The following is a 25,775-nucleotide window of genomic DNA, read 5'->3' as shown; positions in this document are numbered from 1 at the left end:
GTCTCCGGTGCCCGGAGCACTGTTGCTTCCCGACAATCGTGAGTATCGTTCACGTTTATGCGCGAGTTCCGTAACTGGGCGGGCAACCAGTCCGCCACGCCCGCCGAGATCCGTACGCCCTCCTCGGCCGAGGAGGTCGCACGCGCCGTGCGGGACGCCGCCGCGTCCGGACGGCGGGTGCGCATGGCCGGCACCGGGCACTCGTTCACCGGCGTCGCCCTCACCGACGGCCTGCTGCTCCGGCCGGAGGGGCTGACCGGGATCCTGGAGACGGGGGACGGCTGGGTGCGGGCGGCGGCCGGCACGCCGCTGCGGGTGCTCAACGAGGAGCTCCACCGGATGGGCCTGGCCCTGGCGAACATGGGCGACATCACCGCCCAGACCCTGGCCGGGGCCATCCAGACGGGCACCCACGGCACCGGCAGGGACGTCGGCGGCCTGGCCGACCAGGTGCTCGCCCTGGAACTGGTGCTCGCCGGCGGCGAGGTCGTCACGGTCCGCGGGGACACCGGTGATCCGGCCGAGCGGGACCTGTTCGACGCCGCCCGGGTCGGCCTGGGCGCGCTCGGCGTGCTGACCTCGGTGACCTTCCGGGTGGAGCCGTCGTTCCTGCTGCACAGCGTCCGGGAGCCGATGACGCTGAGCGGGATCCTCGGTTCACTCGACGAGATCACCGCGGCCAACGAGCACCTGGACTTCTTCTGGCTGCCGCACACCGACACCTGCCTGACCAAGCGGAACAACCGCAGCCGGGGCCCGGCCGACCCGCCCGGCGCGTTCAAGCACTGGCTGGACAACACCTTCCTGGAGAACACCCTGTTCGGGGCGCTGTGCGGGATCGGCGCGCGGTTCCCCGGCGCGATCCCCCGGCTGAACGCGGTCTCCGCGGCGGCGCTGTCGGCCTCCGCCTGCACCGACACCTCCTACAAGATCTTCACGAGCGTGCGGGAGGTGCGGTTCCTGGAGATGGAGTACGCCATCCCGCGCGAGCACCTCGCCCAGGCCCTGCGGGAGACCCGCGACCTCGTCGAGCGGCGGAACTGGAAGATCACTTTCCCGGTCGAGGTGCGGGTGACCCCGCCCGGCGACGCGTGGCTGTCGACCGCCTACGGCCGGGAGACGGCCTACATCGCCTGCCACATCTACCGGCCCACCCCCAACCCCGCCTACTTCGAGGGCGTGGAGGAGATCATGACGCGGCTCGGCGGCCGTCCGCACTGGGGCAAGCTGCACACCCGCGACGCCGCCTACCTGAGCACGGTCTATCCGCGGTTCGCCGACTTCCTGGCGCTGCGCGACCGGCTGGACCCCGGACGCCTGTTCGCCAACGACTACCTGGACACCGTCCTGGGTACCTGAGTCCCGGGCGCCGGGCCGCCGAGCCCGGCCCGTGGGCCGATTCGCGGCAATCGGGCGGTCGCCCGCGTGTCCTGACGTTCCCGGGACCGCTTTCGAGGGAACATTCACAGGATCCCGCGCCGCCCGACCCGAGGGAGCCCTCCGCCGATGACCTTCTCCCGCCGTTCCGGCCAGCCGACCACCGGCTCTTCACACAAGTTCACGCCGGGGTGGGAGGTTATTCGGAAGAATCCGTCGAGGACCTCGGACCTGCTGCTCCACATCGGTGGCCGATAAGGGGATGAACGAGGCAAATGTGACTGGCGTCACATCGCCGCTAGCCCCCTCCAGGAAGGCGATGTTCGGACATGCCGGGTACGGTGCTGGCAGGCAACCGGCACACGCGAGAGACTCAAGGGTCCGGGGGAAGAATGAGCACGACGACGAAGGGACTCGCATGCAGGAGCTCCGACTCGTCGCGGTGAGCGAGGACGGGACCTATCTCGTGCTGGCGACAGCCGGCCGGGGTACCCGGTTCACGCTGCCCGTCGACGACCGGCTCCGTGCTGCCGTCCGCGGCAACTTCTCCCGTCTCGGCCAGTACGAGATCGAAGTGGAGAGCCCGTTGCGCCCCAAGGAGATCCAGGCCAGGATCCGCGCCGGCGAGACCGCCGAGGAGATCGCCGCGACGGCGGGCATCCCGGTCGAGCGCGTCCGGTGGTTCGAGGGGCCCGTGCTCCAGGAGCGGGAGTACATGGCCCAGCAGGCGCAGCGCTGCGCCGTACGGCTGCCCGGCGACTCCGCCCCCGGCCCAACCCTGGGCGACCTCGTCTCCGAGCGGCTGACCCGCCGGGGCGTGCCCGCCGACGAGATCGACTGGGACTCCGCCAAGCGGGACGACAACCTGTGGCGGATCAAGCTCGGTTTCGTGTGGAACGGTCACACGCGCAACGCCGAATGGCTCTTCGACCCGCGCCGCCGCCACATCACCCCGCACGACGACGAGGCCATGCGCCTGTCCGCCAGCGAGTACGTCGACCCGGTCGAGGACACCACCGTCACGCCGTTCGTGCCGCGCGTGGCCAAGCTGGCCCCGGTGCCGCCGCTGAGCCACGAGCCGCTGAACCAGCCTCCGGTCTCCTTCCCCGCGGTCGTACGGCAGGAGCCCTCCGCCCCGGCCGGCCCCTCCGGGGCACGGCCCGAGCCCTCCGCCCCGTATCTCCAGCCCGAGACGCCCGCCGCGGTCGCACCGTCCGGACCTCCGGCGGTCTACGAGCGCCCTCCGATGCCGCCGCTGCCGGAGGGGTTCGAGGCCCCGATCGTCCCGGCGGTGCCGCCCCTGCGCGCCCCCGGCCCCGCGGACCGGGAGCCGGTGCGGGCCACCGAGCCGGTCCGGCCCGCCGCGACCACCGAACCCGCTGCGACCGCCGAACCCGCAGTGACCGCCGAACCCGCAGTGACCGTTGAACCCGCCTCGACCGTTGAGCCCGCCTCGGACGAGCGGTCCGCCGTCCCGAGCCGGGAGGCGGGCACGCCCGCCGGGGAAGCGGAGGCGGAGAGAGCGAGCGCGGAGGAGACTCCGGACGCCGCGGAGGCCGCGGCTCATCCGGAGGCCGGGGACTCCCGGGACGCTCCGGCGGCCGGAGAGGCCGACAGGCCCGCCGCGGCAGGACCCGCCCTGGAACCCACCGCGACCGGCCCCCTGCCGGAACCCGCCGCGGAACCGGTCCCGGACGCCGCGATCGCCGTACCCGCGGCGCGGATCAGCGCGGACAGGCTGAACCGCGGCCCCCGGGCCGAGCCGGCCGGAGGTGCCGTCCCCGGAAGCACGGGAGCGGAGCAGGAGGGCGCGGCCGGCAGGACCGCCGCCGAGCAGCCCGCGCCGGCGGAGCCGCCGGCGCCCGCGGCGTCTCCGGAGCCCCCGCCGCCCGTGCCCGCCCCTGCGCCGAAACCGGCTCCCGCGCGCCCGGCGAAGAAGGCCAGGGGCCGCCGTGCGTCCGTGCCGAGCTGGGACGAGATCATGTTCGGCGCCCGCCGCCCCGACTGACCCGCCGCCCCGAACCGGCCGCGCCGCGTGACCGCGTGCGCGGGCGGTCACCGGGCCGGCGGTCCGGCCGCGGCCCGTGCCCCGGGAGGCGGCGTCTCACTCCGGGACGGCCGCGGAGGCCCCCTCCGCGAGGAAGGGGGCGAGCCAGCCGGGAGTGACCTCGGTGACGAAGGCGACGCCCTCCGCCTCGCCGACGTCGAGGGCCGCGTAACCGCCGGTGCCCGCGCCGACCCCCGCGGTCACGGTCAGCAGCCCTGCCCTCCGCTGGAACCACGTCTGGCTGAGCGTCCAGCCGACGACGGCGCGCCTCTCCACCACCGCCTGGGACCGGCGCAGGGACCCGGACCTGACCGAGACCCGGGAGCCGTCGTAGACGTGCCCGAGCGAGCGGTAGCGGTCGAGGCCGAGCGGGACGCCCAGCACGGCCATGAGCAGGGCCACCGCCACCAGGGTCCACCACAGCCCGGACCAGGGCCCGGACCAGGCCGCCGCGGCCGCCGTCGCGCACGCGGCGACCACCAGCCACGGGAAGACCGCCCGGAACAGCCTGCGCCGGCGCGCCGCCACCGGATGGGGCCGAAGACCGACCGTGATCGGGCCGACCGCCTCTCCCACCACGTCCAGCGCGGTCGCGCGCGGAACCACCGGCAGGAGCTGGCCGCGGGTCTGCGAGTCGCCCAGACCGGTCACGATCGCCCAGGTCCTGGCCATCCCCGTCCACCGCTCGACCAGGCCCTCGACCAGCTCGAACCCGCGCACCCTGCGCCGCTCCAGCGACACGCTCCTGCGGGTGACCAGGCCGCGCTCCGCGACGAGATAGCCTTCCCGCGCCCGCAGGGTGAAGTCCCAGTTGAACACGGCGTACATCACCACGCCGACGACCGGCATCGCGAGCAGCAGCACCGCGAAGGCCCCGGCCAGCAGGAGCGGGCGCTCCCACAGCCACTCCCCCGCGCTCCACACGGCCCGCCGGGCGATGCCGAGCTCACCGCCCCACTGGAGCGCGGCGCCCACGGCGCCGGCGGCCAGCGCGAAGGGGGTGAGCAGATAGGCCCCCGAGAGGGGTCCGTACACGAGCCACCGGCGGGGCACCACGAGGAACACCCGCTCGGGAACGGCCTCGCCCACCTCGTGCCGGACCGTCGCCGGCCAGGGGCCGCCCCGTCCCGCCCCACCGGGCCGTCCTTCTCCGGCACCCGCGCTCCCCGTCTCCCGGCCCTCCGCCGCCGGCCCCTCTGTCTGCGGCCCCCCTGTCTGCGGGGCACCTGTCTGCGGGGCACCTGTCTCCGGACCCGCCTCTCCCCCTGCGACACCCGCCGCGGGCGGTCCCTGGGCCGCCGGGGTCTCCCGGGCGATCCGGGCGCGACGCGCCATGCGTGCGCGGGCGTGCCAGAGCAGCACGGCCCTGAGCCGCTCGGCCTCGGCCTCGGTCACGCCGTCGAGCTCGCCCTCCTGCTTGTCTCCGCCCCCCGCGCCGGTGTCGATCCGCAGGACGGCGACGCCGAGCAGGCGGTGCAGCGGCGGGTGGGTGACGTCGACGCCCCGGATCCGCTCCAGCGGGATCGTCCGCACCGACCGGCTGACCAGGGCCCGGGTGAGCTCCAGCCGGTCGCCGACGACCTGGTAGGTGAAGGTGGCCCAGCGGACGGCGGAGTAGACGACCGAGCAGGCGATGCCGAGCGCCGCCCACACGAACGAGCCGGGCGAGAAACCGCCGAGGAACAGGACGCCGGCCAGCGGCAGGAAGAGCGAGGGCAGCATCCGGATCGGGTCGGTCAGCAGCACCTTGGGACTGAGCCGCAGCGGCGGGGTGACCGGGGGGACGACGCCGTCGGGCGGCAGGACGTCCGCCGGGACCGGGGGTGCCGGGGAGGCGCCTGCGGCGGGCGGCGGCTCCGCGTGGGGAGCCGCCGGGGGAGCCGGTGGAGCGGGCGGCGGGCCGGACACCTCGCGACCGGACGGGTCGGGGCCGGACGGGTCGTTCACGTCGCGTCGTCCCTCAGTTCCTCGGCTCGCCGGGCGAGTTCGTCGGCGAGCCCGGCCGCCACCGCGTAGTCCAGGCCTTTGATCGTGGACGACCCCGCGTGGGAGGCCGTGCGGATCTCCACCGTGGCGAGGCCGAGCATCCGCTCCATCCACCCCTGCGCCTTGTCCACGGTCTGTATCCGGCTGACCGGGACGAACACCCAGTCCCTGCTGATCCAGCCGGAGCGCGCGTAGACCACGTCCCCGGTGAGCTCCCAGCGGTGCGTCGCGTAACGCCAGAGGGACTCGGCGACCGTCAGCGCGACGAGGACGGCCCCCACCGCCCACGGCAGGAACGCGATGGTGCCGGGCACCCAGCCCGGCAGCCAGGACCACCGGGCGCCGCCGACCCATCCGGACAGGGCGTAGGAGACGGCGGTCAGGATCACCGACCAGATCGCCCCCTCCAGCAGCCAGAGCGCGATGGCCCTGCGGGAGACCGGATGGGCCGGGTCGCGCAGCGGGACGCCGCCGGACCGCCCGCGGCCTCCGCCGGGCCGGGCGCCCTGACCGGTCGCGCCCGGCGGGCCGGGGTCACGCGATGGAACGCCTTCGGGCAGGGGGCCGGCCGGAGCGGGGGCGGCCGCCCCCGGCCCATCCGTTCCGCCCCTGTTCGCATCGCTTTGGTAGCTCACGTTCTTCAGCCTAAACGGTCATGTTCCGGCGGACGGCGGACCGTGTCAGCCATATGTCAGCGGCCCCGTCTCCCCATCAGTCCCGTATCGGAAAAGTGTCAGTGGGGATCGTCATTCTGGAATCACGACGCCGACGAAGGAGAGCCGATCATGCAGTACGCCATCGAGGCGACAGGCCTGGCGAAGCGCTACGGGGAGACGCGGGCGCTCGACGGGATCGACCTCGCCGTGCCGCAGGGGCGCCTGCTCGGCGTTCTCGGGCCGAACGGCGCGGGCAAGACCACCGCCGTGCGGATCCTGGCCACCCTCCTCCGCCCCGACGAGGGCAGGGCCGCGGTGGGCGGGTTCGACGTGGTGAAGGACGCGCACCGGGTGCGCTCGCTCATCGGCCTCACCGGGCAGTACGCCGCGGTGGACGAGATGCTCACCGGGGTGGAGAACCTCGTGATGATCGGCCGGCTGCTGGGCATGTCGCGGGCCGACTCCCGGCGGCGGGCCGCCGAGCTGCTGGAGCGGTTCGACCTGTCCGACGCCGGCGGGCGCGCGACCAAGACCTACTCGGGCGGCATGCGCCGCCGCCTGGACCTCGCGGCGAGCCTGGTCGGGCGGCCGCAGGTGCTCTTCCTCGACGAGCCCACCACCGGTCTCGACCCGCGCAGCCGCACGGAGCTGTGGAGCGTCGTGCGCGGCCTGATGGCCGACGGCGTGACGGTCCTGCTCACCACCCAGTACCTCGAGGAGGCCGACCAGCTCGCCGACGACATCGTGGTCTTCGACCACGGCAGGGTGATCGCCTCCGGCACCTCCGACGAGCTGAAGGCCACCACCGGCGCGCAGGTCCTGGAGGTCCGGCCGCTGGAGGCCGCCCACCTCGACCTGGTCGCCGAGGTCGTGGCCGACGTCATCGGCGAGACTCCCGACCTGACCGGCGGCAGGGTCACCGCGTCCGTGCACGACCCGGCGGTCGTGTCGGCCGTCGTCCGCCGGCTCGACGACCTCGGCGTCGTCGCGAGCGAGCTGGCGCTGCGCAAGTCCAGCCTCGACGAGGTGTTCCTCGCCATCACCGGCCACCGGGCCGAGGAAGAGCCCACCGCGGAGAAGGAAGAGGTGTTCGCATGACCGCCGTGACGACGACGGCTCCGACCGCGGTCACGGCCAGGCACGCCGGCCCGCTGGCCACGCTGCAGCAGACCATGACGCTCGCCTGGCGCAGCCTGGTCCAGATCAAGCACAACCCCTGGGAGCTGCTCGATCTGAGCATCCAGCCCATCATGTTCCTGCTGCTGTTCACCTACGTGTTCGGCGGCGCGATCTCCGGGTCGACCGGCGACTACCTGCAGTTCGCGCTGCCCGGCCTGCTCGTGCAGAACGCCCTGTTCTACACGCTGTCCACCGCGATCGGCCTGAACACCGACATCACCAAGGGCGTCTTCGACCGGCTGCGGAGCCTGCCCATCGCCAGGACCGCGCCGCTCTCGGGGCGGATCATCGCCGACACCGCCAAGCAGGTGTGGGCCTTCGCCCTGCTCGTCGGTTTCGGCATGGTCCTGGGGTTCCGGGTCGAGACCAGCCTGACCGGCCTGCTGGGCGCCCTGGCGCTGCTGGTGGTGGTCGCCCTGGCCATGTCGTGGATGTCCGTGCTGATCGGCCTCAAGGCCTCCAACCCGGAGAAGGTGCAGATGGTCGCCTTCTCGCTGATGATGCCGCTGACGTTCACCAGCAGCGCGCTGGTGCCGTCGCAGACCTTCCCCGGCTGGCTGGAGACCTGGTCCGACATCAACCCGGTCACCCACCTGGCCGACGCCATCCGCGGCCTCCTGATCGGCGGCGAGGTCGCACAGCCTACGATGATCTCCTTGCTCTGGGCTGCCGGGTTCGCCGCGGTCTTCGCTCCGCTGGCGATCCGGGCCTTCCGCAGCCGGGTGTAGCGGTCCCGGACCCGCCGCCTCGGGCGGCGCCGGGAGTCCCGACCGAGATCGACGAGAGGTGGAGTGGTCGCGTGCTGGTGGTCCATGGCGTGTGGGCGGACGGCGGGCTGGGGCTCTGGGCGGAGGACACCGCCCGGGGCCCCGGCCCTGTCTCCCGCGCCGCCGTCCGCCCCCACCCGTTCGCGGCCCCCGTCTCCGCGCTGGCCGCGGCGCTGGGAGGGCTCCTGCCGGGCACGGCTGCCACCTCGCCGACCGGCCCTGCGCCCGCTCCTGCGGCGACCGCCGCGCCGGGAGCTCCGGGCGGCTCCGGACCGGAGGGCCCCGGTGGAGCGGTCCTCGCCCGCCGTACGGCCGAGCTGACGCTCCTGCTCCCCGGCTCGGCGAGGGGCCCGCTGCCCTCGCCGGAGTCCGGCCTCTCCGGCAGGGTCAGGAGTCCCCGGATCACCGCCTGGCGCGTCCCGGCTCTCCTGCTGCGGCCCGCCGAGGCCCTCCCCCTCCTGGCCTCCGCGGGCCGGTTCCACCCGGGCGACGCCGTACCCGCCCCGGACGACCCCGCCGCGGCGTCCCCGGACGGCTCCCCGGACACGGCGGATGCGCCCGCGTGGGCGCCGGCCCTGTCCCTGCGCTACTTCGCGGTGGTGGCCGAGCACGCCCGGGGGCTGGTACGGCGGGGCCGGATCCTGCCGCAGCTCGCCGTCGAGGACGGTGAGCCCGCGGCGCGCTGGCGGCCGGTGCTGATCGGGGCCGATCCGGCCGCCCTGCGCGACCTCGCCGCCGCGATGCCGCCGGTGTGCCGTGCCGTGGCCGCGGGGCAGACCGCCACAGGGCAGACCCTCACGGGGCAGGCCGCCACGGGGCAGTCCTCCGCGGAGCGGGCCGCCGCGGACGTGCTGCACGAGGCGCTGGAGTCCCTGGTGGACGGCGCGGCGCGCCTCGCGCTGCCCGACCGCCTGATCGTCGGGGCCCGTCCCGGCCTGCGGACGGCGCTGCCCGACCGCTGGCTGCACGCCCTGACCGCCGAGGACGCCGCGATCCCCGGGGCGCGCCCCGCCGAGGTGGCCGCGCTCGGCGCGGCTCTGGGCGGCTGGTTCGCCGGCGCCCACGAGCTGGACGGGCCGGTCCGCGCCTGCTTCCGGCTGGTCGAGCCGCCGGACGGCAGCGGCCCCGACGGCCCGTGGACGGTCGAGTTCGGCCTCGCCCCCTCCGCCGCCCTCCTCCCGTCCGGGCCCGCCGGCCGGAGCGGGAACAGCGACCCCTCCGGGGAGGACGGGGGCGGCGGACCGGCCGGCGGAGGCCCGGAGAGCGGATCCGCCGGTTCCCGCCATGCCGGGCGGGAGCCGGAAGAGCCCCTCCGCTACCTGTCCGCCGACCGCATCCGCGCCGGGGAGCGGGCGCCGTGGCTGCCCGAGCGCCCGCTGGAGCTGCTCCGCGCCGAGCTGGGCCGTGCCGTGCGGCTCCACCCCGGCCTGCACACCGCGCTGCGGGATCCCGAGCCGTCCGGACTGGCGGTCGAGACGGCCTGGGCGTTCTCGTTCCTGCGCCACGGCGCCCCCGCGCTGCGGGCCGCCGGGTACGGCGTGCACCTGCCCGCCTGGGCCGGCCGCCAGGGGCTGGGCCTCAGGCTGACCGCCCGGGCGGCCGGCGACGGTCCGGAGGCCGGGCTGGACGGCCGGGTGAGCCTCCGGATCGACGTGGCCGTGGGCGACCACGTGCTCGGCGGGGAGGAGTTGGCGGAGCTGGCCGGGCGCAGGATCCCGCTGGTCCGGATCGGCGACCGGTGGGTCGAGCTGGACGACGTCCAGCTCAAGAGCGCCCTGGAGGTCGTCCGGCGGCGCGGCGGCGGCGAGACGACCGTCGGCCAGGTGATCCGGGAGGTCGTGGAGGGCGGCGAGGACGGCCTCCCGCTGATCGGCGTGGACGCCGACGGCCTCCTCGGCGACCTGCTCTCCGCCGAGGCCGACCGCCGCGTCACTGCGGTCGCGACCCCGGAGTCCTTCCGCGGCGTCCTGCGCCCCTACCAGGAGCGCGGCCTGTCCTGGCTGAGCTTCCTGTCCGGTCTCGGCCTCGGCGGCGTGCTCGCCGACGACATGGGCCTGGGCAAGACCGCGCAGACGCTCTCCCTGCTGCTCAGCGAGCGGGCCGCGGGGGAGGTGCCGCCGACGCTGCTGGTGTGCCCGATGTCGCTGCTCGGCAACTGGCAGAAGGAGGCGGCCGGGTTCGCCCCCTCGCTGCGGGTCTACGTCCACCACGGCGCCGCCCGCGCCGGGCGGGAGGAGCTGGCGGCGACCGTCCGGGAGCACGATCTGGTCCTCACCACCTACGGCACGGCCCTGCGGGACCTGGAGGCGCTGGCCGGTCTCGACTGGGGCCGGGTGGTCTGCGACGAGGCGCAGGCGATCAAGAACAGCGCCGCGCGGCAGTCGCGGGCGGTGCGGTCGATCCCCGCGCGGACCCGGCTGGCGCTGACCGGCACCCCCGTGGAGAACCATCTGGCGGAGCTCTGGTCGATCATGGAGTTCTGCAATCCCGGCCTGCTCGGTCCGGCCGAGCGGTTCCACAGGCGCTACCGCGAGCCGATCGAGACGCGCGGCGACCAGGATGCCGTCCGGGCGCTGAAGCGGGCCACCGGCCCGTTCGTGCTGCGGCGCCTCAAGACCGACAAGTCGATCATCTCCGACCTGCCGGAGAAGATGGAGATGAAGGTCTGGTGCACGCTCACCCCCGAGCAGGCGGAGCTGTACCGGGCGGTCGCCGAGGACATGCTCGCCAAGATCGCCGGCAGTGAGGGCATCGAGCGGCGCGGCAACGTCATGGCCACCATGACCCGGCTCAAGCAGATCTGCAACCACCCCGTCCACCTGCTCAAGGACGGCTCGCCGCTGGCGGGCCGGTCGGGGAAGCTGGCCCGGCTGGAGGAGCTGACCGAGGAGATCGTCGACGAGGGCGACAAGGCGCTGGTGTTCACCCAGTACACCGAGTTCGGCTCCCTGCTGCAGCCGTACCTCGCCGCGCACCTGGACCGGCCGGTGCTCTGGCTGCACGGCGGGCTGTCCAGACGCAGGCGCGACGAGCTGGTGGAGCGCTTCCAGGGCGACGACGAGCCGGCGGTGTTCCTGCTCTCGCTGAAGGCGGCGGGGACCGGGCTCAACCTGACCGCCGCCAACCACGTGGTCCACGTGGACCGGTGGTGGAACCCCGCGGTGGAGAACCAGGCGACCGACCGGGCCTTCCGGATCGGCCAGACCAAGAACGTGCAGGTGCGCAAGTTCGTCTGCGTGGACACCCTGGAGGAGCGGATCGACGAGATGATCGAGCGCAAGAAGGCGCTCGCGGAGAACGTGGTGGGCACCGGCGAGGACTGGATCGCCGACCTGTCCACCGACCGGCTCCGCGAGCTGTTCACCCTCGGCCCCGGGGCGGTGAGCTGACATGCGGCCCTCCGGGACCGGGCCCGCAGGCGACCCGCCGTTCGAGGACCGGCTCGCCGACTTCTACTCCCCCGCGGTCTCCCTGAGCCGGCTGCGCCCCCGCGCGGACGGCGGGCAGGCCCCCCCGGACCTCCTGCTGCGCGTGCTGGAGCCGCCGGAGGTCAGAGTGCGGCACATCCCCCTGGTCGACCTGCTCCGCAAGCCCTATCGCGAGCTGGGCGACGACGGCTCCCAGGAGCCGTGACGCCGCGCTATCCCGCCAGGGAGACCACGTCCTCGCGGGAGAGCGCGCGGCCCCGCCCGTAGCACCGCGCGAACTCCTCCTCGCCGAGCGCGCCCCTCGCGCGCTCGGTGATCCGCACGTGGTCGAAGTCGACCACCACGTCGATGCCCCGGATCATCGCGGCCCCGCCGAGCAGCGTCGCCGCCCTGGCGGGGTCGCCCCCGGCGAGCGCCAGGCCCGCGCAGCCGATCAGCACCAGGCCGAGCACCGATGCGTCGGTCGCCCCCGCCGCCTGCTCCAGCGCGGTGCCGAGCAGCCGCCCGGCCCGCGGCAGGTCCCCCTCCTGCTCGGCCAGCAGGCCGAGCGAGGCGTTCACCGCCGCCCTGATCTGGATCGGCATGCTGGACTCGGTGTCCACCACCCGCAGGGCGTCGGCGTAGTACCGCCGCGCCTCGGCGAGCTCCCCGGCCTCCCGGGCGAAGTCCCCGCGGGCGGCGAGGAAGTTCACCGCGGCGACCATGTCCTTGTTCCGGAGGGCGTTGCGCAGCGACTCGTCCAGCATTTCCCGCGCCACCGCCCTCTCGCCCAGCAGGTTCAGCCCCACGGCGAGCCGGCCGCGCAGGTAGGCGACCTCGTCGACGGCCCCCAGCTCCTCCATGACGGCGATGGCCTCCAGCACCCGGTCCGCCCCCTGCCGGAACTCGCCGTGCAGGAAGTCCACCTCCGCCAGCGCGGCCAGCGCGGTGCCGGCCCCCCAGCGCTCCCCGAGCTCCCGGAACCCGGCCAGGGCGGTCCGCACCTCGCTCTCGCAGCCGCCGATCCGGCCGCTGTTGAGGTGGTCGTAGCCGAGGAGCAGGTGGGCCAGGGACGTCACCCAGGGATCGGGGTGGGCGAACATCTCGTCGAGATAGCGGCCGCCGTCCGCGGGGAGGCCGGCGAAGAGCGCACCGATCGGTCCCGCCGTCACGACCAGGGGGTGCCAGGGCGGCGGGATCTGCGCGCGCGCCAGCCGTACCGCCTCGGTCAGCTGGTCCCGCGCCGTGTCCAGCTCGGTCCCGGCCCCGACCGCGTTGACGCCGTAGGCGACCCGGGCCAGGGCGAGCGGCCCGGCGTCGACGCCGTGCACCCGTTCTCCCGCCGCCAGCGCCCCGTCCACCGGGCCGAGCACCTCGAGGGCCCGGTGCGCGCCCTCGATCCGGTGACTGCGCAGCCACCAGTACCAGCCGAGCGCGCCGACCAGCCGGAGCGCCAGGTCGAACCGGGCCGCCCCCGTGGTCCGGCGCAGCGCCGCCGAGAGGTTGTCGTGCTCGCGGGACAGCTCGGCGAGGCAGGCCTCCTGCCGGTGGTCGCGCAGGCCCGGCTCGGCCGCCTCCGCCAGCTCCGTGAAGAACACCGCGTGCGCCAGCCGCACCCGCTCCCGTTCGCCCGACTCGGCCAGCCGCTCGGCGGCGTAGGCGCGGATGGTCTCCAGCATCCGGTAGCGGGGCGCGGTCCCGTCCTCGGCGACCGCCAGCAGCGACTTGTCGACCAGCCGGGCCAGCACGTCGAGCACGTCGGCCCGCTCCAGCCCTCCGCCCGGGCAGACCCGCTCGGCGGCGTCGAGCGTGACGCCCCCGGCGAAGACCGACAGGCGGCCCGCCAGCGCGCGCTCCTGCCCGTCCAGCAGGTCCCAGCTCCACTCCACCACCGCGCGGAGCGTCTGATGGCGGGGCAGCGCCGTACGGCTGCCGCCGGTCAGCAGCCGGAACCGGTCGTCGAGGCGGTCGGCGATCTGCCCGGCCGACAGGGACCGGAGCCGGGCGGCGGCCAGCTCGATCGCGAGCGGCATGCCGTCGAGCTCGCGGCAGATCCGCACCACCGCCCCGGCCTCGGCCTCGGGCCGGTAGCCGGGGCGGACCGCCGCGGCGCGCTCGGCGAACAGGCGGACGGCCGGATAGTCCAGGGCCTCGGCCGGATCGCCCCCGGGCGGCGGGAGCTCCAGCGGCGGCACCGGCCAGGTCAGCTCGCCCGTGATGGCCAGGGGTTCGCGGCTGGTGGCCAGGACGCGCACCTCCGGGCAGCCGGCCAGCACCCGGTCGGCGAGCACCGCCGCCGCCTCGACCAGGTGCTCGCAGTTGTCCAGGACGATCAGCAGCCGCTTCCCGGCCAGAGCCGAGACCAGGCGGGAGAGCGGGTCGCGGGCGGAGGGCGCCGGCAGGGTTCCCGGCCGCCCCGGCGGGATGCCGTCACGCAGGTCCAGGGCCGAGAAGACGGTCTGCGGCACCTCGGACGGGTCGGCCACCGAGGCCAGCTCGGCCAGCCACACCCCGTCGGGCATCCGGCCGGCGACCGCCTCCGCCGACTCGACCGCCAGCCGGGTCTTGCCCGCGCCGCCGGGGCCGAGCAGAGTGACCAGCCGGTGTCCGGCGAGCAGCTCCGCGACCCGGGCCACCTCGTGCTCCCTGCCGACGAAGCTGGTGAGGCGCGCGCGCAGGTTGCCCGGTGCCGCCGCCGTCACGGGCTGCGGGACGGGGACCGGATCGGGGGTGCCGGGGGCGGGCCGTACGGCGTGCTCGGACCAGTCGCGGCGGAGCATCGCCAGGTGGAGTCCGGCCAGCGCCGGCGAGGGGTCCGCCCCCAGTTCCTCGGCGAAGGCCGCACGGGCGTCCTCGAACGCGGCCAGCGCCTCGACCTGGCGGCCCGAGGCGTACAGGGCCCGCATGAGCTGGCCGCGCAGCCGCTCCCGCAGCGGGTGGGCCGCGATCAGCGCGGGCAGTTCCGCGGCCGCCTCGGAGCCCCGGCCGAGCAGCAGGACGGCCTCGATCCGGTCCTCGGCCGCCTCCAGCCGGAGCGCGTCCAGCCGGGCGAGTCCGGCGGCGACGGCCTCGTTCCCGGTCAGGTCGGCCAGGGCCGGGCCGCGCCAGAGCTCCAGCGCGGCCCGCAGGGTGGCCGCGGCCTCCGCCGGAAGGCCCGCGGCGAGGGCGGCCCGGCCCTCGGCGGCCAGCCGGGTGAACCTGTGGGCGTCCACCCGTTCGGGGTCGACGGCCAGCCGGTACCCGGCCGCGGTGGCCCCGACCAGAGCCCTCCGGCCGCCCAGGACCGCGCGCAGCCGCGAGACCAGGGCCTGCAGGGCGTTTCCCGCCGCGGCCGGCGGGCGGTCCCCCCATACTCCGGCGACCAGGCGGCCGACCGGCACGGGCCTGCCCGCGTCGAGGAGCAGCAGGCACAGCAGGGCCCTCAGCCGCTGCCCCGCGACCTCCACCCGCTCCCCGCCCCGGTGGATTTCCAGTGGGCCGAGGATGGCGAAACCGGTCTCCGTGTGCAACCTCACCCCGCCCATCACTCGATTCTGTCCGATTTATGGCTACTGTCGTGCCATGGAAGCTCAGGATCCGGTCGGCGCACGTTCCAGATCCGCGTAGCATCATCCGGCATGGGGCAGTCGAACACGTCTACGCGCCCGCGACGCACCGCCGCAGCGGTGGCCGCCGCGGCGCTCGTCGTCGTCTCCTCCGGCTGCGGGCTGGTGAGCGGCACCGCCTCGGCCGAGCTGCTCCAGCTGGAACCGCTCAGCGTCACGAGCCCCGCGGTTCGGGACGGCGGTCCCCTGCCCTCCGACTACTCCTGCCACGGCACGGTGGGGAACCCCCCGCTGCGCTGGTCACGCGTGCCGGACGGCTCCAAGTCCGTCGCGATCGTGGCCGACAACAACAACGCCGCCACCGGTCCCGAGGTGCACTGGGTCGTGTTCGACATCGACCCGCGCACCGCCGAGCTGGCCGAGGGCACCGTTCCGGTGGGAGCCGTGGAGGGCAGCGCCACCAACGGCAAAGTGGGCTATACGCCTCCGTGCCGCCGCCAGGAGAACTATCGTTTCACTGTCTACGCACTCAAGGAGCGAGTCGAACTCGGCAAGGGCGCCCCCCTCTCCGAGACCTTGAGGAGCATCGCGGACAAGACGATCGCCTGGGGACGGCTTACCGCGACACACATCGAGTGACAAGGTAAACACCGGAGGTAGTAATGGTTACCAATTCTTCACTTAGGGTGTGACAACGCTCTCGGTGGTCCGACACAATCAGATCCGATGTCCGAGCGCAGGTGATCACAGGGGGCAGGTCGCGTCGATGGCCGCGCGACCTCACCGGCGCCGCTGGGAGGCCATGGCCTTGAAGGTGGTGCAATGACCGCGGTCATAGTAAGCCTGGTCGCCGTCGTGCTCCTCGTGCTCCTCGTCGTGGCACTGGGGATGCGGTCGATGAACCGCAGGGAGAGCGCGCTTCCCGCGGAGCGGCTGCGCGAGATGGCCGAGAAGGAGGCGTCGACGCCTACCCGGTCCACTGACGAGTTCGCCGCCAGGGAACCCAAGATGGACCACTTCACGCCCGACCTCTCGCCGTTCGACGAGCCCAAACCGCGCCCGCCGCGGCCTTCGGGCGCCCGCGGCAAGCGCGGCGTGAACGAGTTCGGCGAGCCGGACGACTACGACGACGACTACTGGACGCGCCTCCAGGCCGACGAGGGCGGTTTCGGAGGGCCCTTGGCCGCCAGGATGGGCGCGAGCCGTCCCCTGGACCAGGAGGACGGAGTCCTCCAGGCCGACGCCGACGCGGTGACCGTGCAGGCCCCGCTGCCGAGCAGGCCGCAGCGGCCGGTCCCGGCCCCGGAGCCCGCCCCGGCTCCCCCTCCGCAGGTCTCCCCGGCCGCGGCCTCCCTGCCCTCCGGCCTGGCCGATCTGGTCGGGCCGGTCCAGCCGAACCCCGCGCCCAGCGCCGCCACGCTGGCCGAGCAGAAGACGGTCACCTTCGCCGCGCCCACGCCGGGCTCCTTCGGCGAGAGCCGTACCCCGCGGAGCTCCCGCCGCGGCGGCCGCGCCTCCGCGTCGAACGCGCAGAACGTCCAGAGCGCCGCGAACCCCCTGGGCGTTCCGGGCGGCGGCGCCTCGCGTCCCGACCCGCTGAACGACCCCCTCGGCGGCTCCTACTCCCGCGGCGCGGGCTCCTCCTCCGGTCTCCCCGTGCCGGGCGCTCCCAGCGGCCCGATCGCGCACGGCGGCACCGGCATCGGACCCGCGCTGCCCCCCCTGGGCCCCACGACCAGCGGCGGCTTCCCCGCCACGACGCCGGGCGCGGACCCGCTCGCGACGCCGTACGGCTCCGCGCCCGAGCCGCCGAGCCCCGTCGCCGACAACCCCTGGGCGCAGGCCACCACCCCGGGATCGGGCGGCTGGGCGGCCGTGAACACGGCCGACATCCTGGACGACCCCGGGCCGTCCTACAGCTCGTACCAGACGCCGGTCTACAGCGCCCCGCCTCCCGGCTCCTACGAGGTGAGCTCCGGCTGGGCCACCATCGAGGACGACGCGCTCACCGGCCCGTCCCCGGCGGTCTCGACGAGCCCGTCGCGGGCCGTGTCCCCCTACGACCGGCCGGCGGACACGCCCTCCGGCGCGAGCGGCGGCTACGGCTACGAGACCGGCTCGTACGTCTCGCCGGCGACCCCCGCGGCCCCGGCGGCGTGGCCCGAGCCCGCCCCCGCCCCTCCGGGAGGCGGCAACTGGCCCAGCTACGGCGACCTCTACGGCACGAATCCGGAGAGCACCTCCGAGGGCCGGAGCCATGCAGGCTCCCGGGGCAGCCACCACCGGAACCAGGAACCGGACTACCCCGACTATTACCGCTGATTTCCCCCGCGCTATGCAAAGTTCGCCGCGGACCCCTTAACCGACGAGGGGTCCGCGGCATAAGGTCTGCCCCATGGGGACGGACACGAAGAGTGACGCGAAAACTACAGTAAGTGTCATCGCCTCCGTGCTACGGCACGACCTGCCCGCCTCCCTGGTGGTCTTCCTGGTGGCGGTGCCCCTCTCCCTGGGCATCGCCGTCGCCTCGGGGGCCCCGCTGGCGGCCGGGCTCATCGCCGGTGTGGTCGGCGCCGTGGTGGCGGGTTCACTGGGCGGTTCGGCCGTCCAGGTCAGCGGCCCCGCGGCGGGGCTCGCACTGGTGGTCGCCGAGCTCGTGTCCCGGTACGGCTGGCGCGCCACCTGCATGATCACCCTGCTCGCGGGCGCCCTCCAGGTGGTGCTGGGCGTCTTCCGGGTCGCCCGTGCGGCGCTCGCCGCCTCTCCCGCCGTGGTGCACGGCATGCTCGCCGGCGTCGGTGTGGCGATCGCCCTCTCCCAGCTCCACGTGGTCCTCGGCGGCAGCCCGCAGGCCTCCGCGGTCGAGAACCTGTCCCAGCTCCCCCGGCAGATCGCCGACAACCACGGCCCCGCCGTCCTCACCGGCCTGCTGACCATCGCGGTCCTGGCCGCCTGGACCCGGCTGCCGCAGCGGCTCCGGGTCGTCCCCGCGCCGCTGGCGGCCCTCCTCACCGCCGCGGCGACCGCCTGGGTCCTCGACTGGGACGTCACCCGGGTCGACCTGTCGGCGAGTCTGGGCGAGTGGTCGGCCCCGCTCTGGCCGCAGGGCGACTGGCACGGGATCGTCGCGGCGGTGGTGCTCGTCGCCCTGCTCGCCGGAGTCGAGTCCCTGCTCTGCTCGGTGGCGACCGACAAGCTGCACGACGGCCCGCGCGCCAACCTGGACCGGGAGCTCACCGCCCAGGGCGCGGCCAACGTGGTGAGCGGCGCCCTGGGCGGGCTGCCCGTGGCGGGCGTGATCGTGCGCAGCACCACCAACGTCAGGGCGGGAGCGCGCAGCCGCTGGTCCACGATCCTGCACGGCCTGTGGATCCTGCTGTTCGCGGTCGGCCTGGGCTGGACGATCGCCTTCATCCCGATGGAGTCGCTGGCCGCCCTGCTGGTCTTCACCGGCGTGCAGATGGTCAACGTCGGGCACCTCCGGAACCTGCGCGGCCACGGCGAGGTGCCGGTCTACCTCGTCACCCTGGCGGGCGTGGTCCTGCTCGGCCTGGCCGAGGGCGTGCTGTTCGGCCTCGGCCTCGCCGCGCTGCTCGCCCTGCGCCGCCTCGCCTGGGTGAGAGTGAGCGCCCGGCCGGAGCCCTGCGGGCGCCGCTGGCACGTGCTGATCGACGGCTCGCTGACCTTCCTCGGCGTGCCCCGGCTCACCGCGGAGCTGCGCGCCATCCCGGCCGGGGCCGCGGTGGACCTGGACCTGAACATCGACTTCATGGACAACGCCGCCTTCGAGGCCCTCCACGCCTGGCGGCAGGAGCACGAGCGCGGCGGCGGGACGGTCAGCATCGACGAGATCCACGACGAGTGGTACGCCATGGCCGCCAGCGGCGCCCACATGTTCCCGGCCAAGACCCCGCCGCGGGCGCCGGACCGATGGTGGCTGCCCTGGTCCCACCGGCGGCGCAGGCACTCCACCGGGTCCGTCCCGGTCGCGGCCCTGCCCGGGCAGGCGCCGCAGAGCGGAGCCGGCCTGCCCGCCGGCGCCCTGACCGGCCTGCCCGTCGTGACCCCGTCCGGCCTGCCCGCCGGCACCCTGACCGACCCGGCCGCGGAGACGGGAGCCGTACCCGACCTGCTGGCCGGGGCCCGGGAGTTCCACCACCGCACCGCCCCCCTGATCCGCCCGGTCCTGCACGGCATGGCCCGCAGGCAGCAGCCGTCGCACCTCTTCATCACCTGCGCGGACTCCCGGATCGTGCCGAACCTCATCACCGCCAGCGGCCCCGGCGACCTGTTCACCGTCCGCAACATCGGCAACCTCGTCCCGCGCCGGGGGGCGCTCCCCTCCGACGACTCGGTCACCGCCGCGATCGAGTACGCCACCCACGAGCTGGGCGTCCGGACCATCACCGTCTGCGGCCACTCCGGCTGCGGCGCCATGGCCGCGCTGCTCGGCGGCGGGGAGGGCACCAGGGAGCTGCCCTCGCTCGGCCGCTGGCTGCGCCACGGCAACCACAGCCTGGCCCGGTTCATCGCCACCGACGGCGACGGCGGTGGCGGCGATGACGGCGGCAGCGGTCACCGCGACGGGAACGGCGGTCCGCTCGACCGCCTCTGCAGGCTCAACGTGATCCAGCAGCTGGAGAACCTCCGCACCCACCCCCGGGTGGACCGGCTCGTGCGGACCGGTCGCCTGGAACTGGTCGGCCTCTACTTCGACATCGCCGCCGCCCGCGTCCACGTCCTCGACCGGCCCCCGGCCGCCCTCGCGCCGCGCTGACCGCGCGGCGCCCCGCCGGTCCGCTCTGGGCGTACGGCTTGCGCCGCAGGAGAAACCGCCTGGCCCCGATCCCGCCGGGCGCCAAGGATGAGGGACATGAGAACTCTGGTAATCGGCGGCTCGGTCTTCCTCGGCCGGGCGATCGTCGCCGAAGCGCTGCGGCGCGGGCACGAGGTCACGACCTTCAACCGGGGGGTGAGCGGCGAGGACCTGCCCGGGGTCGAGGCGGTCAGGGGCGACCGGGAGTCCCGTGAGGACCTGGCCCGGCTCGCGGACGGCCGCGAGTGGGACGCCGTCGTCGACGTGTGCGGGTTCGTCCCCCGGGTGGTCGGCGACGCGGTGCGCGCGCTCAGCGGCCGCGCCGCCACCTACGCCTTCATCTCCAGCATCTCGGCCTGCTCGGCCTGGCCCCGGACCGGCCCGACCGACGAGGACTCCCCCCGGTTCGAGTGCGCCCCGGACGCCGGCCCGGAGGACGGCGACTACGGCGTGCTCAAGGCGGGCTGCGAGCGCGCGGTGGAGCAGGGCTTCGACGGCAACGCCCTCGTCGTCGAGCCGGGCCTCATCCTCGGCCCGCACGAGAACGTCGGCCGCCTGCCCTGGTGGCTGACCAGGATCGCCCGGGGCGGGAAGGTCCTCGCGCCGGGCGATCCCGAGGTCGCGATGCAGCTCGTCGACGCCCGCGACATCGCCTCCTTCACCCTGTCCCAGGCCGAGGCGGGGGTGAACGACCGGTTCTTCGTCAGCGGGGTCGAGGGCAACGCCACCTACGGCGGTTTCCTGGACGAGTGCCGCGCGGCGACGGGGTCGGACGCCGAGTTCGTCTGGGCCGGCGACCGGTTCCTGCTCGACCGCGAGGTCCGGCCCTGGACCGAGCTGCCGCTCTGGGCCCCGGACGATCCGGGGTTCGCCGGAGTCTGGCGGCCCTCCTCCGCGAAGGCCCGCGCGGCCGGGCTCGTCTGCCGTCCGGTGGCCGAGACCGTCCGCGACACCTGGGCCTGGCTGCGGGAGATCCCCGAGGAGCGGCGCTCCTTCGGGAGCGCGCGGATGAGCCACGGCATCGCCCCCGAGAAGGAGGCGAAGATCCTGGACGAGTGGGAGCAGCGGGACCCGGGGGCCGCCGGCTGAGCCCTTCCGGCGGCCCCCTCCGGCAGGCGGGTTCCGCCGCGGACCCCGCGGCGGGCCCGGTACGTGGATTTCTCCACAGACGCATCCGCGCGGGCCGCCTAGGTTGGCCGTTGTCCGGCCTCGTCCCCCGAACGCCGGACGGCGGTCCATGCTCCCAGGGTCGCGGGTGGAGGGCGGTGACATTCCGTGGCGTTCCGTCCTCCACCACCCGGGGCCGGGGCGTGCGCGTTCCCGCTCCCGGGAGGACACTGGAGGCGACGGCCCGCCGTACCCGGACGAGAGGCTGACGATGGCCGATCTGAGCGCGCTGCGCGAGAGCATGGTCGAGGAAGTACGCAAGCGCGGGATCAGCGACACCGTGGCGCAGGCGCTGCGGGCGGTGCCCCGGCACGTGTTCCTGCCGGAGGTCGCGCCGGAGACCGCCTACCGCGACGACGCGATCGTGACCAGGCGCGACGCGGACGGCCTGCCGATCAGCTCCTCGTCCCAGCCGACGATCATGGCGGTGATGCTGGACCAGCTCGGCGTCGAGCCCGGGCAGCGGATCCTGGAGATCGGGACCGGGACCGGTTACAACGCGGCGCTGCTGGCGCTGCTGGCGGGACCCGGCGGCGAGGTCGTCAGCGTCGACATCGACCCCGCCCTGGTCGAGCGCGCCCGCGGCCACCTGGACGCCGCGGGGTTCCCCGGGGTGACCGTGGCCTGCGCCGACGGCTTCGAGGGCTTCCCCGGGCGCGCGCCGTACGACCGGGTGATCGCCACCGTCGGGGTGTGGGACCTCGCGCCGGCCTGGCTGGAGCAGCTCGGGCCGTCGGGCCGCCTCGTCGTCCCGCTGGACCTGCGGGGGGTGCAGCGCTCGGTGGCGATGGAACGGGCGGACGGGCACTGGGCCAGCCGCTCGGTGGTGCCGTGCGGGTTCATGCGCCTGCGCGGACCCTCCGCCGGGCCCGAGATGACCCGCGTCCTGGACCGGGACTCCGAGCTGACGATCTCCCTCCCGGAGGCGCGGGAGACCGGTGACGTCCTGGCCGCGCTCGACGGCCCCTCCTCGGCCTTCCCCACCGGGGTCGGCGGCGGCCGGGCGGAGCTCCTCGACGGGTTCGTCCTCTGGCTTGCGGTGCACGAACCGCGCTGGTGCTCGCTCTTCGAGACCCGGGCGGGACGGCTGCCGGCCGCTCCCCTGGACGCGCCGGGATACACGATGACCGCCGGGATCGTCGAGCGGGGCAGCCTCGGCGTGCTGGAGTCCGCGGGGCGGGACGGCATGCTGACCGTCCACGCCTACGGACCCGAGGGGGCGGGGCTCGCCGCCGACCTCGCCGCCCACCTGCGGGCCTGGGCGGCGGCGGGCCGCCCGGCCTCCGGCGGCCTGCGGGTCGAGGCCCACCTCGGTCCCGCGCCCGCCGGGGCGCTGGTCGTCGAGAAGCGCCACACCCGGCTCGTGCTGCGGTGGGCTTCGTGATCTCCTGACCCGCGGTCTCCGGGAGGCGGCAGGAGGCCGAAACCTTCCGGCAACCGGGTGGCACCGCGACGCGCACCACGCGGAATCCACTCTCTTTCTCTAGCGACATCCCATTTCGAGCACGGTGGATCGAGAAAGAGAGCATGATTCGGACGTCCCCTGGGTCAGGCCCGGCCACCGGACCCGTGCGCAAGCCGTACGGCTGGCTGGCGTACCTTCTCGTCGGCGGTCTGCTGACCCTCGCCTCTCCGCTGATCACCGCCGCGTCCCCCGCGCTGGGCGTGGTGGCCCTGGTCCTCCTGCAGGTGGTGTCGATGGCCGCGATCCTCCTCGGGGCACGCCGCCACAAGCTGTTCCGCCAGCGGCACTGGCGGCTGATCATCATCGCCGCCGCGTGCTCCCTGGTCGAGAGCATGCTGTTCTGGGGGGTCGGCTGGCTCTGGCTGAAGATCCCGCTCTTCTTCGTCCTGTACCAGGTCACCACCGTTGTCGCGTACGGCCTGGCGCTGGCCGGGCTGACGCTGCTCGGGCTGCGGACCGGCGGCCAGCGCTGGGCCGGGCTGCTCGACGGCGCCATCATCACCGTCGGAGTCTCCATGCCCTTCTGGACCTTCCTCGTCGCCCCGGCGCTCGACGGGTCCAGCGGCTCCGAGTTCGTGCTGGCGCTGACCACCTTCACCATCGACCTCCTCATGCTCGGGATGGTCGCGCGGATGGTCTTCGACAGCGGGCGGGCGCCCTGGCTGATGCTGCTGAGCGCGTCCTTCGGAGCCGTGCTCGTGGGCGACGCCGGCCACCTGATCGACCAGGCGGCCGGGCGGCCGGACGGGCCGCTGGCCCTGACCGCCTGGCTGGGCTGGGCGCTCCTGATCGGCTGCGCCGCGCTCCACCCCAGCCTGGAGAACAACACGCGCGAGGTGCAGCCGCCGGCGGTCTCCAGCCGGGCGCGGGTCACCACCTTCCTCGCCCTGGCGCTGCTCAGCCCGCTGGTCTCCAGCCTGGCCCCGCTGCTCCTCGGCGCGGACGAGCGCCACCGGCCCTACGACAACGTGCCGGTCATCGTGATGACCGTGGCGCTGGCCGCCCTGCTCGTGCTGCGGCTCAGCATCGTCGCCCGCGTGGCCGAGGCCCGCGCCGTCGCCCTGGACGACCAGGCCGGGCAGCTCATCGCCCAGACCGCCAAGCTGACCGTCTCGCTGCACCGGCAGGAGCTGCTGCAGCGCAGGCTCGCCCACCGCGCCTCCCGCGACCCGCTGACCGGCCTGGCCAACCGCTCCGTGCTCACCGAGGCCGTGCAGAGCGCCCTGGCCGACCCCGGCGCCCGCCCGCCCGCCCTGCTCCTGCTCGACCTGGACGGTTTCAAGGACGTCAACGACACCTTCGGCCACCCGGTCGGCGACGAGCTGCTCACCCAGGTCGCCCGCCGGCTGCGCGAGATCGCCGATCCCGGTCACACCCTCGCCCGGCTCGGCGGCGACGAGTTCGCCATGGTGCTCCCCGGCGCCGACCAGATCACCGCGACCGCCGTCGCCCAGCAGATCCTGCACTCCCTGCAGGCGCCGTACCATGTCGGCGGGCGCGAGCTCCACCTCACCACCAGCATCGGCGTCCTGGCCGGCATCCCGGTGAGCGACTCCTCCGAGGCGCTCCGCGACGCCGACATGGCGCTGTACGCGGCCAAGAACGCCGGCAAGAACCGGCTCGCCGTGTTCGACCCGGGCCTGCGCGACACCCGGCTGGAGCACGCGCGGCTGAGCACCGGTCTGCGCCACGCCGTCGCCCAGCGCGAGCTCACCCTCAACTACCAGCCCGTCGTCGGCCTGACCGGCGGCGAGATCACCGCCGTGGAGGCCCTGCTGCGCTGGACCCCCACCGGGGGCAAGCCGGTCCGGCCGGACATCTTCATCCCCATCGCCGAGGAGACCGGCCTCATCGTCCCGATCGGGCTGTGGGTGCTGGAGCAGGCCTGCGCCGACGCGCGCCGCTGGCACGAGCGGCACGGCATCTCCGTCACCGTCAACGTCTCCGGCCGCCAGCTCCGCGACGAGAGCTTCAGCGACGCGGCGCTGGCCATCCTGCGCCGCCACGACCTGCCCGAGCAGGCGCTGGTGCTGGAGATCACCGAGAGCATGCTGCTGGCCACCACCCCGGCGGAGACCCGGCGCATCATCGACGTCCTGACCGAACTGCGCGAGCAGGGCGTGCGCATCGCCCTGGACGACTTCGGCACCGGCTACTCGTCCCTGTCCTACCTGCGCACCCTGCCGGTGGACATCCTCAAGATCGACCGCTCGTTCACCAGCGCGCTCACCGAGGCGGACAGCCGGACCCGTGCCTTCACCAAGGCGATCGTGGAGCTCGCGACCAGCCTGAGCCTGCACACCGTGGTCGAGGGCGTGGAGACCTCCGAGCAGGCCGCCCTGCTGCAGCAGATGGGCTGCCCCCTGGCGCAGGGCTACCTGTTCTCGCCGCCCGTCCCCGCCCCGCGGGTCGACGAGCTGCTGGACACGGCACCCTGGCGGAACGCCGCGTAACCCGCGGGCGGGAGCCTCGGCTCCTGCCCCCGGTGGAGGACCGCCTCATCCGCGATGACGATGACCGGCGGCCCGCCGGTCCGGGACACTGTGATCACTCCGTCCTCGGCCCGCGAGGCGGAACCTCCAGGAGGACCGATGCCCCGGTTCGCGTCCGTGGCCGCGCTCACGCTGGCCGTGCTGGTCTCCGCTCCGGCGTGCGGCGGCCGCAACGAGCCGGAGCCGGAGCTGGTCGGCGCGGGCGGGGTACGGCAGAGCGTCACGTGCACCGGCACCGGGAGCCCGGCGGTGGTCATGATCCACGGAATCGGGGACCGCGCGAACTCCGGCAACCTCGCCGAGGCGCAGCGGGTCCTGTCGGGCAAGCACCGGACCTGCAGGTACGACCGGCCGGGGACCGGGCGGAGCCCCGATCCGGCGCGGGCCGGGCGCACGGCCGAGGACCTGGTCTCCGAACTGGCCGCCGTCGCCGACCACGCGGACCCGGCGGCGCCGGTGATCCTCGTCGCGCACTCCTTCGGCGGCTATCCCGCCCTGCTCTTCGCCGACCGGCACCCGGACCGGGTGGCCGGCATGGTGCTCGCCGACACCGTCGACCCCGGCCAGGGGCTGCTGGCCGCCCTGGGCGTCCGCACCTGGCAGGACGTACGGCAGGGGCGCGAGGGGCTGGACCTGGAGGCGGTGGAGCGGGAGGTCGCCGGGACGGGACCGCTCGGCGGCCTCCCCCTGGTGGTGCTCCGGCGCGGCGAGGGGGTCGGCGAGCCGTGGCTGGAGGCCCAGCGGGCCCTCGCCGCCAGGTCCTCCCGCAGCAGGCTCCTGGTGGCCGAGGGCAGCGGCCACGAGGTTCCGGCCGAGGATCCCGGGGCGGTCGGGGACGCCGTGGCCGCGCTCTCCGGGTTGTGAGGCCGTA

16 protein-coding genes are annotated in these 25,775 nt (G+C 74.8%); 13 read left to right on the top strand and 3 right to left on the bottom strand.

Annotation, left to right across the window (positions count from 1 at the left end; genetic code table 11):
• The first annotated feature begins 57 nt into the window (after nucleotides 1-57).
• Both FHS22_RS17525 and sepH read left to right on the top strand, forming a co-directional pair.
• Nucleotides 58-1,359 (top strand): D-arabinono-1,4-lactone oxidase, encoded by a 1,302-nt coding sequence (locus FHS22_RS17525; RefSeq protein WP_184942972.1) that lies wholly within the window; start codon nucleotides 58-60, stop codon nucleotides 1,357-1,359.
• A gap of 436 nt (nucleotides 1,360-1,795) precedes the next feature.
• The gene (gene sepH, locus FHS22_RS17520) at nucleotides 1,796-3,385 is read left to right on the top strand and encodes a septation protein SepH (RefSeq protein WP_184942970.1); all 1,590 of its coding nucleotides are present in this window, start codon (nucleotides 1,796-1,798) and stop codon (nucleotides 3,383-3,385) included.
• Nucleotides 3,386-3,481: 96 nt separating this feature from the next.
• On the opposite strand, the gene FHS22_RS17515 is transcribed toward sepH, so the two are convergent.
• Nucleotides 3,482-5,371 (bottom strand): PH domain-containing protein, encoded by a 1,890-nt coding sequence (locus FHS22_RS17515; protein WP_338047792.1) that lies wholly within the window; start codon nucleotides 5,369-5,371, stop codon nucleotides 3,482-3,484.
• A complete protein-coding gene (locus FHS22_RS17505) occupies nucleotides 5,368-6,045 on the bottom strand; it encodes a PH domain-containing protein (RefSeq protein ID WP_338047791.1) in 678 nt (225 codons plus the stop codon). Before FHS22_RS17505 ends, FHS22_RS17515 begins: the two co-directional genes overlap by 4 nt.
• Nucleotides 6,046-6,195: 150 nt before the next feature.
• Between FHS22_RS17505 and FHS22_RS17500 the strand changes: the two genes are divergently transcribed.
• The 4 genes from FHS22_RS17500 to FHS22_RS17485 all read left to right on the top strand — a co-directional run bounded on the left by FHS22_RS17500 (nucleotide 6,196) and on the right by FHS22_RS17485 (nucleotide 11,645).
• Entirely contained in the window at nucleotides 6,196-7,164 is a 969-nt protein-coding gene (locus FHS22_RS17500) for an ATP-binding cassette domain-containing protein (RefSeq protein ID WP_184942968.1), read from the top strand.
• Entirely contained in the window at nucleotides 7,161-7,973 is an 813-nt protein-coding gene (locus FHS22_RS17495) for an ABC transporter permease (RefSeq protein WP_184942966.1), read from the top strand. The genes FHS22_RS17500 and FHS22_RS17495 overlap by 4 nt, the downstream gene beginning before the upstream one ends.
• Before the next feature lie 71 nt (nucleotides 7,974-8,044).
• On the top strand, nucleotides 8,045-11,401 hold the full coding sequence (locus FHS22_RS17490; RefSeq protein WP_338047790.1) for a DEAD/DEAH box helicase: 3,357 nt from the start codon (nucleotides 8,045-8,047) through the stop codon (nucleotides 11,399-11,401).
• 1 nt (nucleotide 11,402) lies between these two features.
• The gene (locus FHS22_RS17485) at nucleotides 11,403-11,645 is read left to right on the top strand and encodes a hypothetical protein (protein WP_184942964.1); all 243 of its coding nucleotides are present in this window, start codon (nucleotides 11,403-11,405) and stop codon (nucleotides 11,643-11,645) included.
• Between the two features lie 7 nt (nucleotides 11,646-11,652).
• Here the strand turns inward: FHS22_RS17485 and FHS22_RS17480 are convergent, their stop codons facing one another.
• Nucleotides 11,653-14,934, bottom strand: coding sequence for a BTAD domain-containing putative transcriptional regulator (locus FHS22_RS17480; RefSeq protein ID WP_184942962.1), 3,282 nt, complete (start codon nucleotides 14,932-14,934; stop codon nucleotides 11,653-11,655).
• Nucleotides 14,935-15,036: 102 nt separating this feature from the next.
• Here FHS22_RS17480 and FHS22_RS17475 point away from each other — a divergent pair, with 102 nt between their 5' ends.
• The 7 genes from FHS22_RS17475 to FHS22_RS17445 all read left to right on the top strand — a co-directional run bounded on the left by FHS22_RS17475 (nucleotide 15,037) and on the right by FHS22_RS17445 (nucleotide 25,768).
• Nucleotides 15,037-15,603 (top strand): YbhB/YbcL family Raf kinase inhibitor-like protein, encoded by a 567-nt coding sequence (locus tag FHS22_RS17475; RefSeq protein ID WP_184942960.1) that lies wholly within the window; start codon nucleotides 15,037-15,039, stop codon nucleotides 15,601-15,603.
• 183 nt (nucleotides 15,604-15,786) lie between these two features.
• Nucleotides 15,787-17,286 (top strand): hypothetical protein, encoded by a 1,500-nt coding sequence (locus tag FHS22_RS17470; protein WP_184942959.1) that lies wholly within the window; start codon nucleotides 15,787-15,789, stop codon nucleotides 17,284-17,286.
• A gap of 73 nt (nucleotides 17,287-17,359) precedes the next feature.
• Nucleotides 17,360-19,741, top strand: coding sequence for a SulP family inorganic anion transporter (locus tag FHS22_RS17465; protein WP_184942956.1), 2,382 nt, complete (start codon nucleotides 17,360-17,362; stop codon nucleotides 19,739-19,741).
• A gap of 96 nt (nucleotides 19,742-19,837) precedes the next feature.
• Nucleotides 19,838-20,869: an NAD-dependent epimerase/dehydratase family protein gene (locus tag FHS22_RS17460; RefSeq protein ID WP_184942955.1), complete on the top strand. Its 1,032-nt coding sequence runs from the start codon at nucleotides 19,838-19,840 to the stop codon at nucleotides 20,867-20,869.
• Nucleotides 20,870-21,158: 289 nt separating this feature from the next.
• Nucleotides 21,159-22,331 (top strand): methyltransferase, FxLD system, encoded by a 1,173-nt coding sequence (gene fxlM, locus FHS22_RS17455; protein WP_184942953.1) that lies wholly within the window; start codon nucleotides 21,159-21,161, stop codon nucleotides 22,329-22,331.
• 185 nt (nucleotides 22,332-22,516) lie between these two features.
• Nucleotides 22,517-24,865 carry a putative bifunctional diguanylate cyclase/phosphodiesterase gene (locus tag FHS22_RS39280; RefSeq protein ID WP_184942951.1) on the top strand — a complete coding sequence of 783 codons (2,349 nt, stop codon included), beginning with the start codon at nucleotides 22,517-22,519 and terminating at the stop codon, nucleotides 24,863-24,865.
• A gap of 138 nt (nucleotides 24,866-25,003) precedes the next feature.
• Entirely contained in the window at nucleotides 25,004-25,768 is a 765-nt protein-coding gene (locus FHS22_RS17445) for an alpha/beta fold hydrolase (protein ID WP_184942949.1), read from the top strand.
• Nucleotides 25,769-25,775: the final 7 nt, after the last annotated feature.

Origin of the sequence: Thiemannella venezuelensis, assembly GCF_014203605.1 — a bacterium.
GTDB lineage: Bacteria > Actinomycetota > Actinomycetes > Streptosporangiales > Streptosporangiaceae > Planomonospora_A > Planomonospora_A venezuelensis.
The sequence above is the reverse complement of the archived record's forward strand: the minus strand, read 5'-3'. Positions and strand labels throughout refer to the sequence as shown.

Excerpts from the sequence above, each read along its gene's own strand:
- sepH (WP_184942970.1), top strand. The coding sequence starts at position 1,796 with ATGCAGGAGCTCCGACTCGTCGCGGTGAGCGAGGACGGGACCTATCTC.
- FHS22_RS17495 (WP_184942966.1), top strand. The coding sequence starts at position 7,161 with ATGACCGCCGTGACGACGACGGCTCCGACCGCGGTCACGGCCAGGCAC.
- FHS22_RS17460 (WP_184942955.1), top strand. The coding sequence starts at position 19,838 with ATGAGAACTCTGGTAATCGGCGGCTCGGTCTTCCTCGGCCGGGCGATC.
- FHS22_RS17525 (WP_184942972.1), top strand. The coding sequence starts at position 58 with ATGCGCGAGTTCCGTAACTGGGCGGGCAACCAGTCCGCCACGCCCGCC.
- fxlM (WP_184942953.1), top strand. The coding sequence starts at position 21,159 with ATGGCCGATCTGAGCGCGCTGCGCGAGAGCATGGTCGAGGAAGTACGC.
- FHS22_RS17500 (WP_184942968.1), top strand. The coding sequence starts at position 6,196 with ATGCAGTACGCCATCGAGGCGACAGGCCTGGCGAAGCGCTACGGGGAG.
- FHS22_RS17465 (WP_184942956.1), top strand. The coding sequence starts at position 17,360 with ATGGGGACGGACACGAAGAGTGACGCGAAAACTACAGTAAGTGTCATC.
- FHS22_RS17485 (WP_184942964.1), top strand. The coding sequence starts at position 11,403 with ATGCGGCCCTCCGGGACCGGGCCCGCAGGCGACCCGCCGTTCGAGGAC.
- FHS22_RS17445 (WP_184942949.1), top strand. The coding sequence starts at position 25,004 with ATGCCCCGGTTCGCGTCCGTGGCCGCGCTCACGCTGGCCGTGCTGGTC.
- FHS22_RS17475 (WP_184942960.1), top strand. The coding sequence starts at position 15,037 with ATGGGGCAGTCGAACACGTCTACGCGCCCGCGACGCACCGCCGCAGCG.
- FHS22_RS17470 (WP_184942959.1), top strand. The coding sequence starts at position 15,787 with ATGACCGCGGTCATAGTAAGCCTGGTCGCCGTCGTGCTCCTCGTGCTC.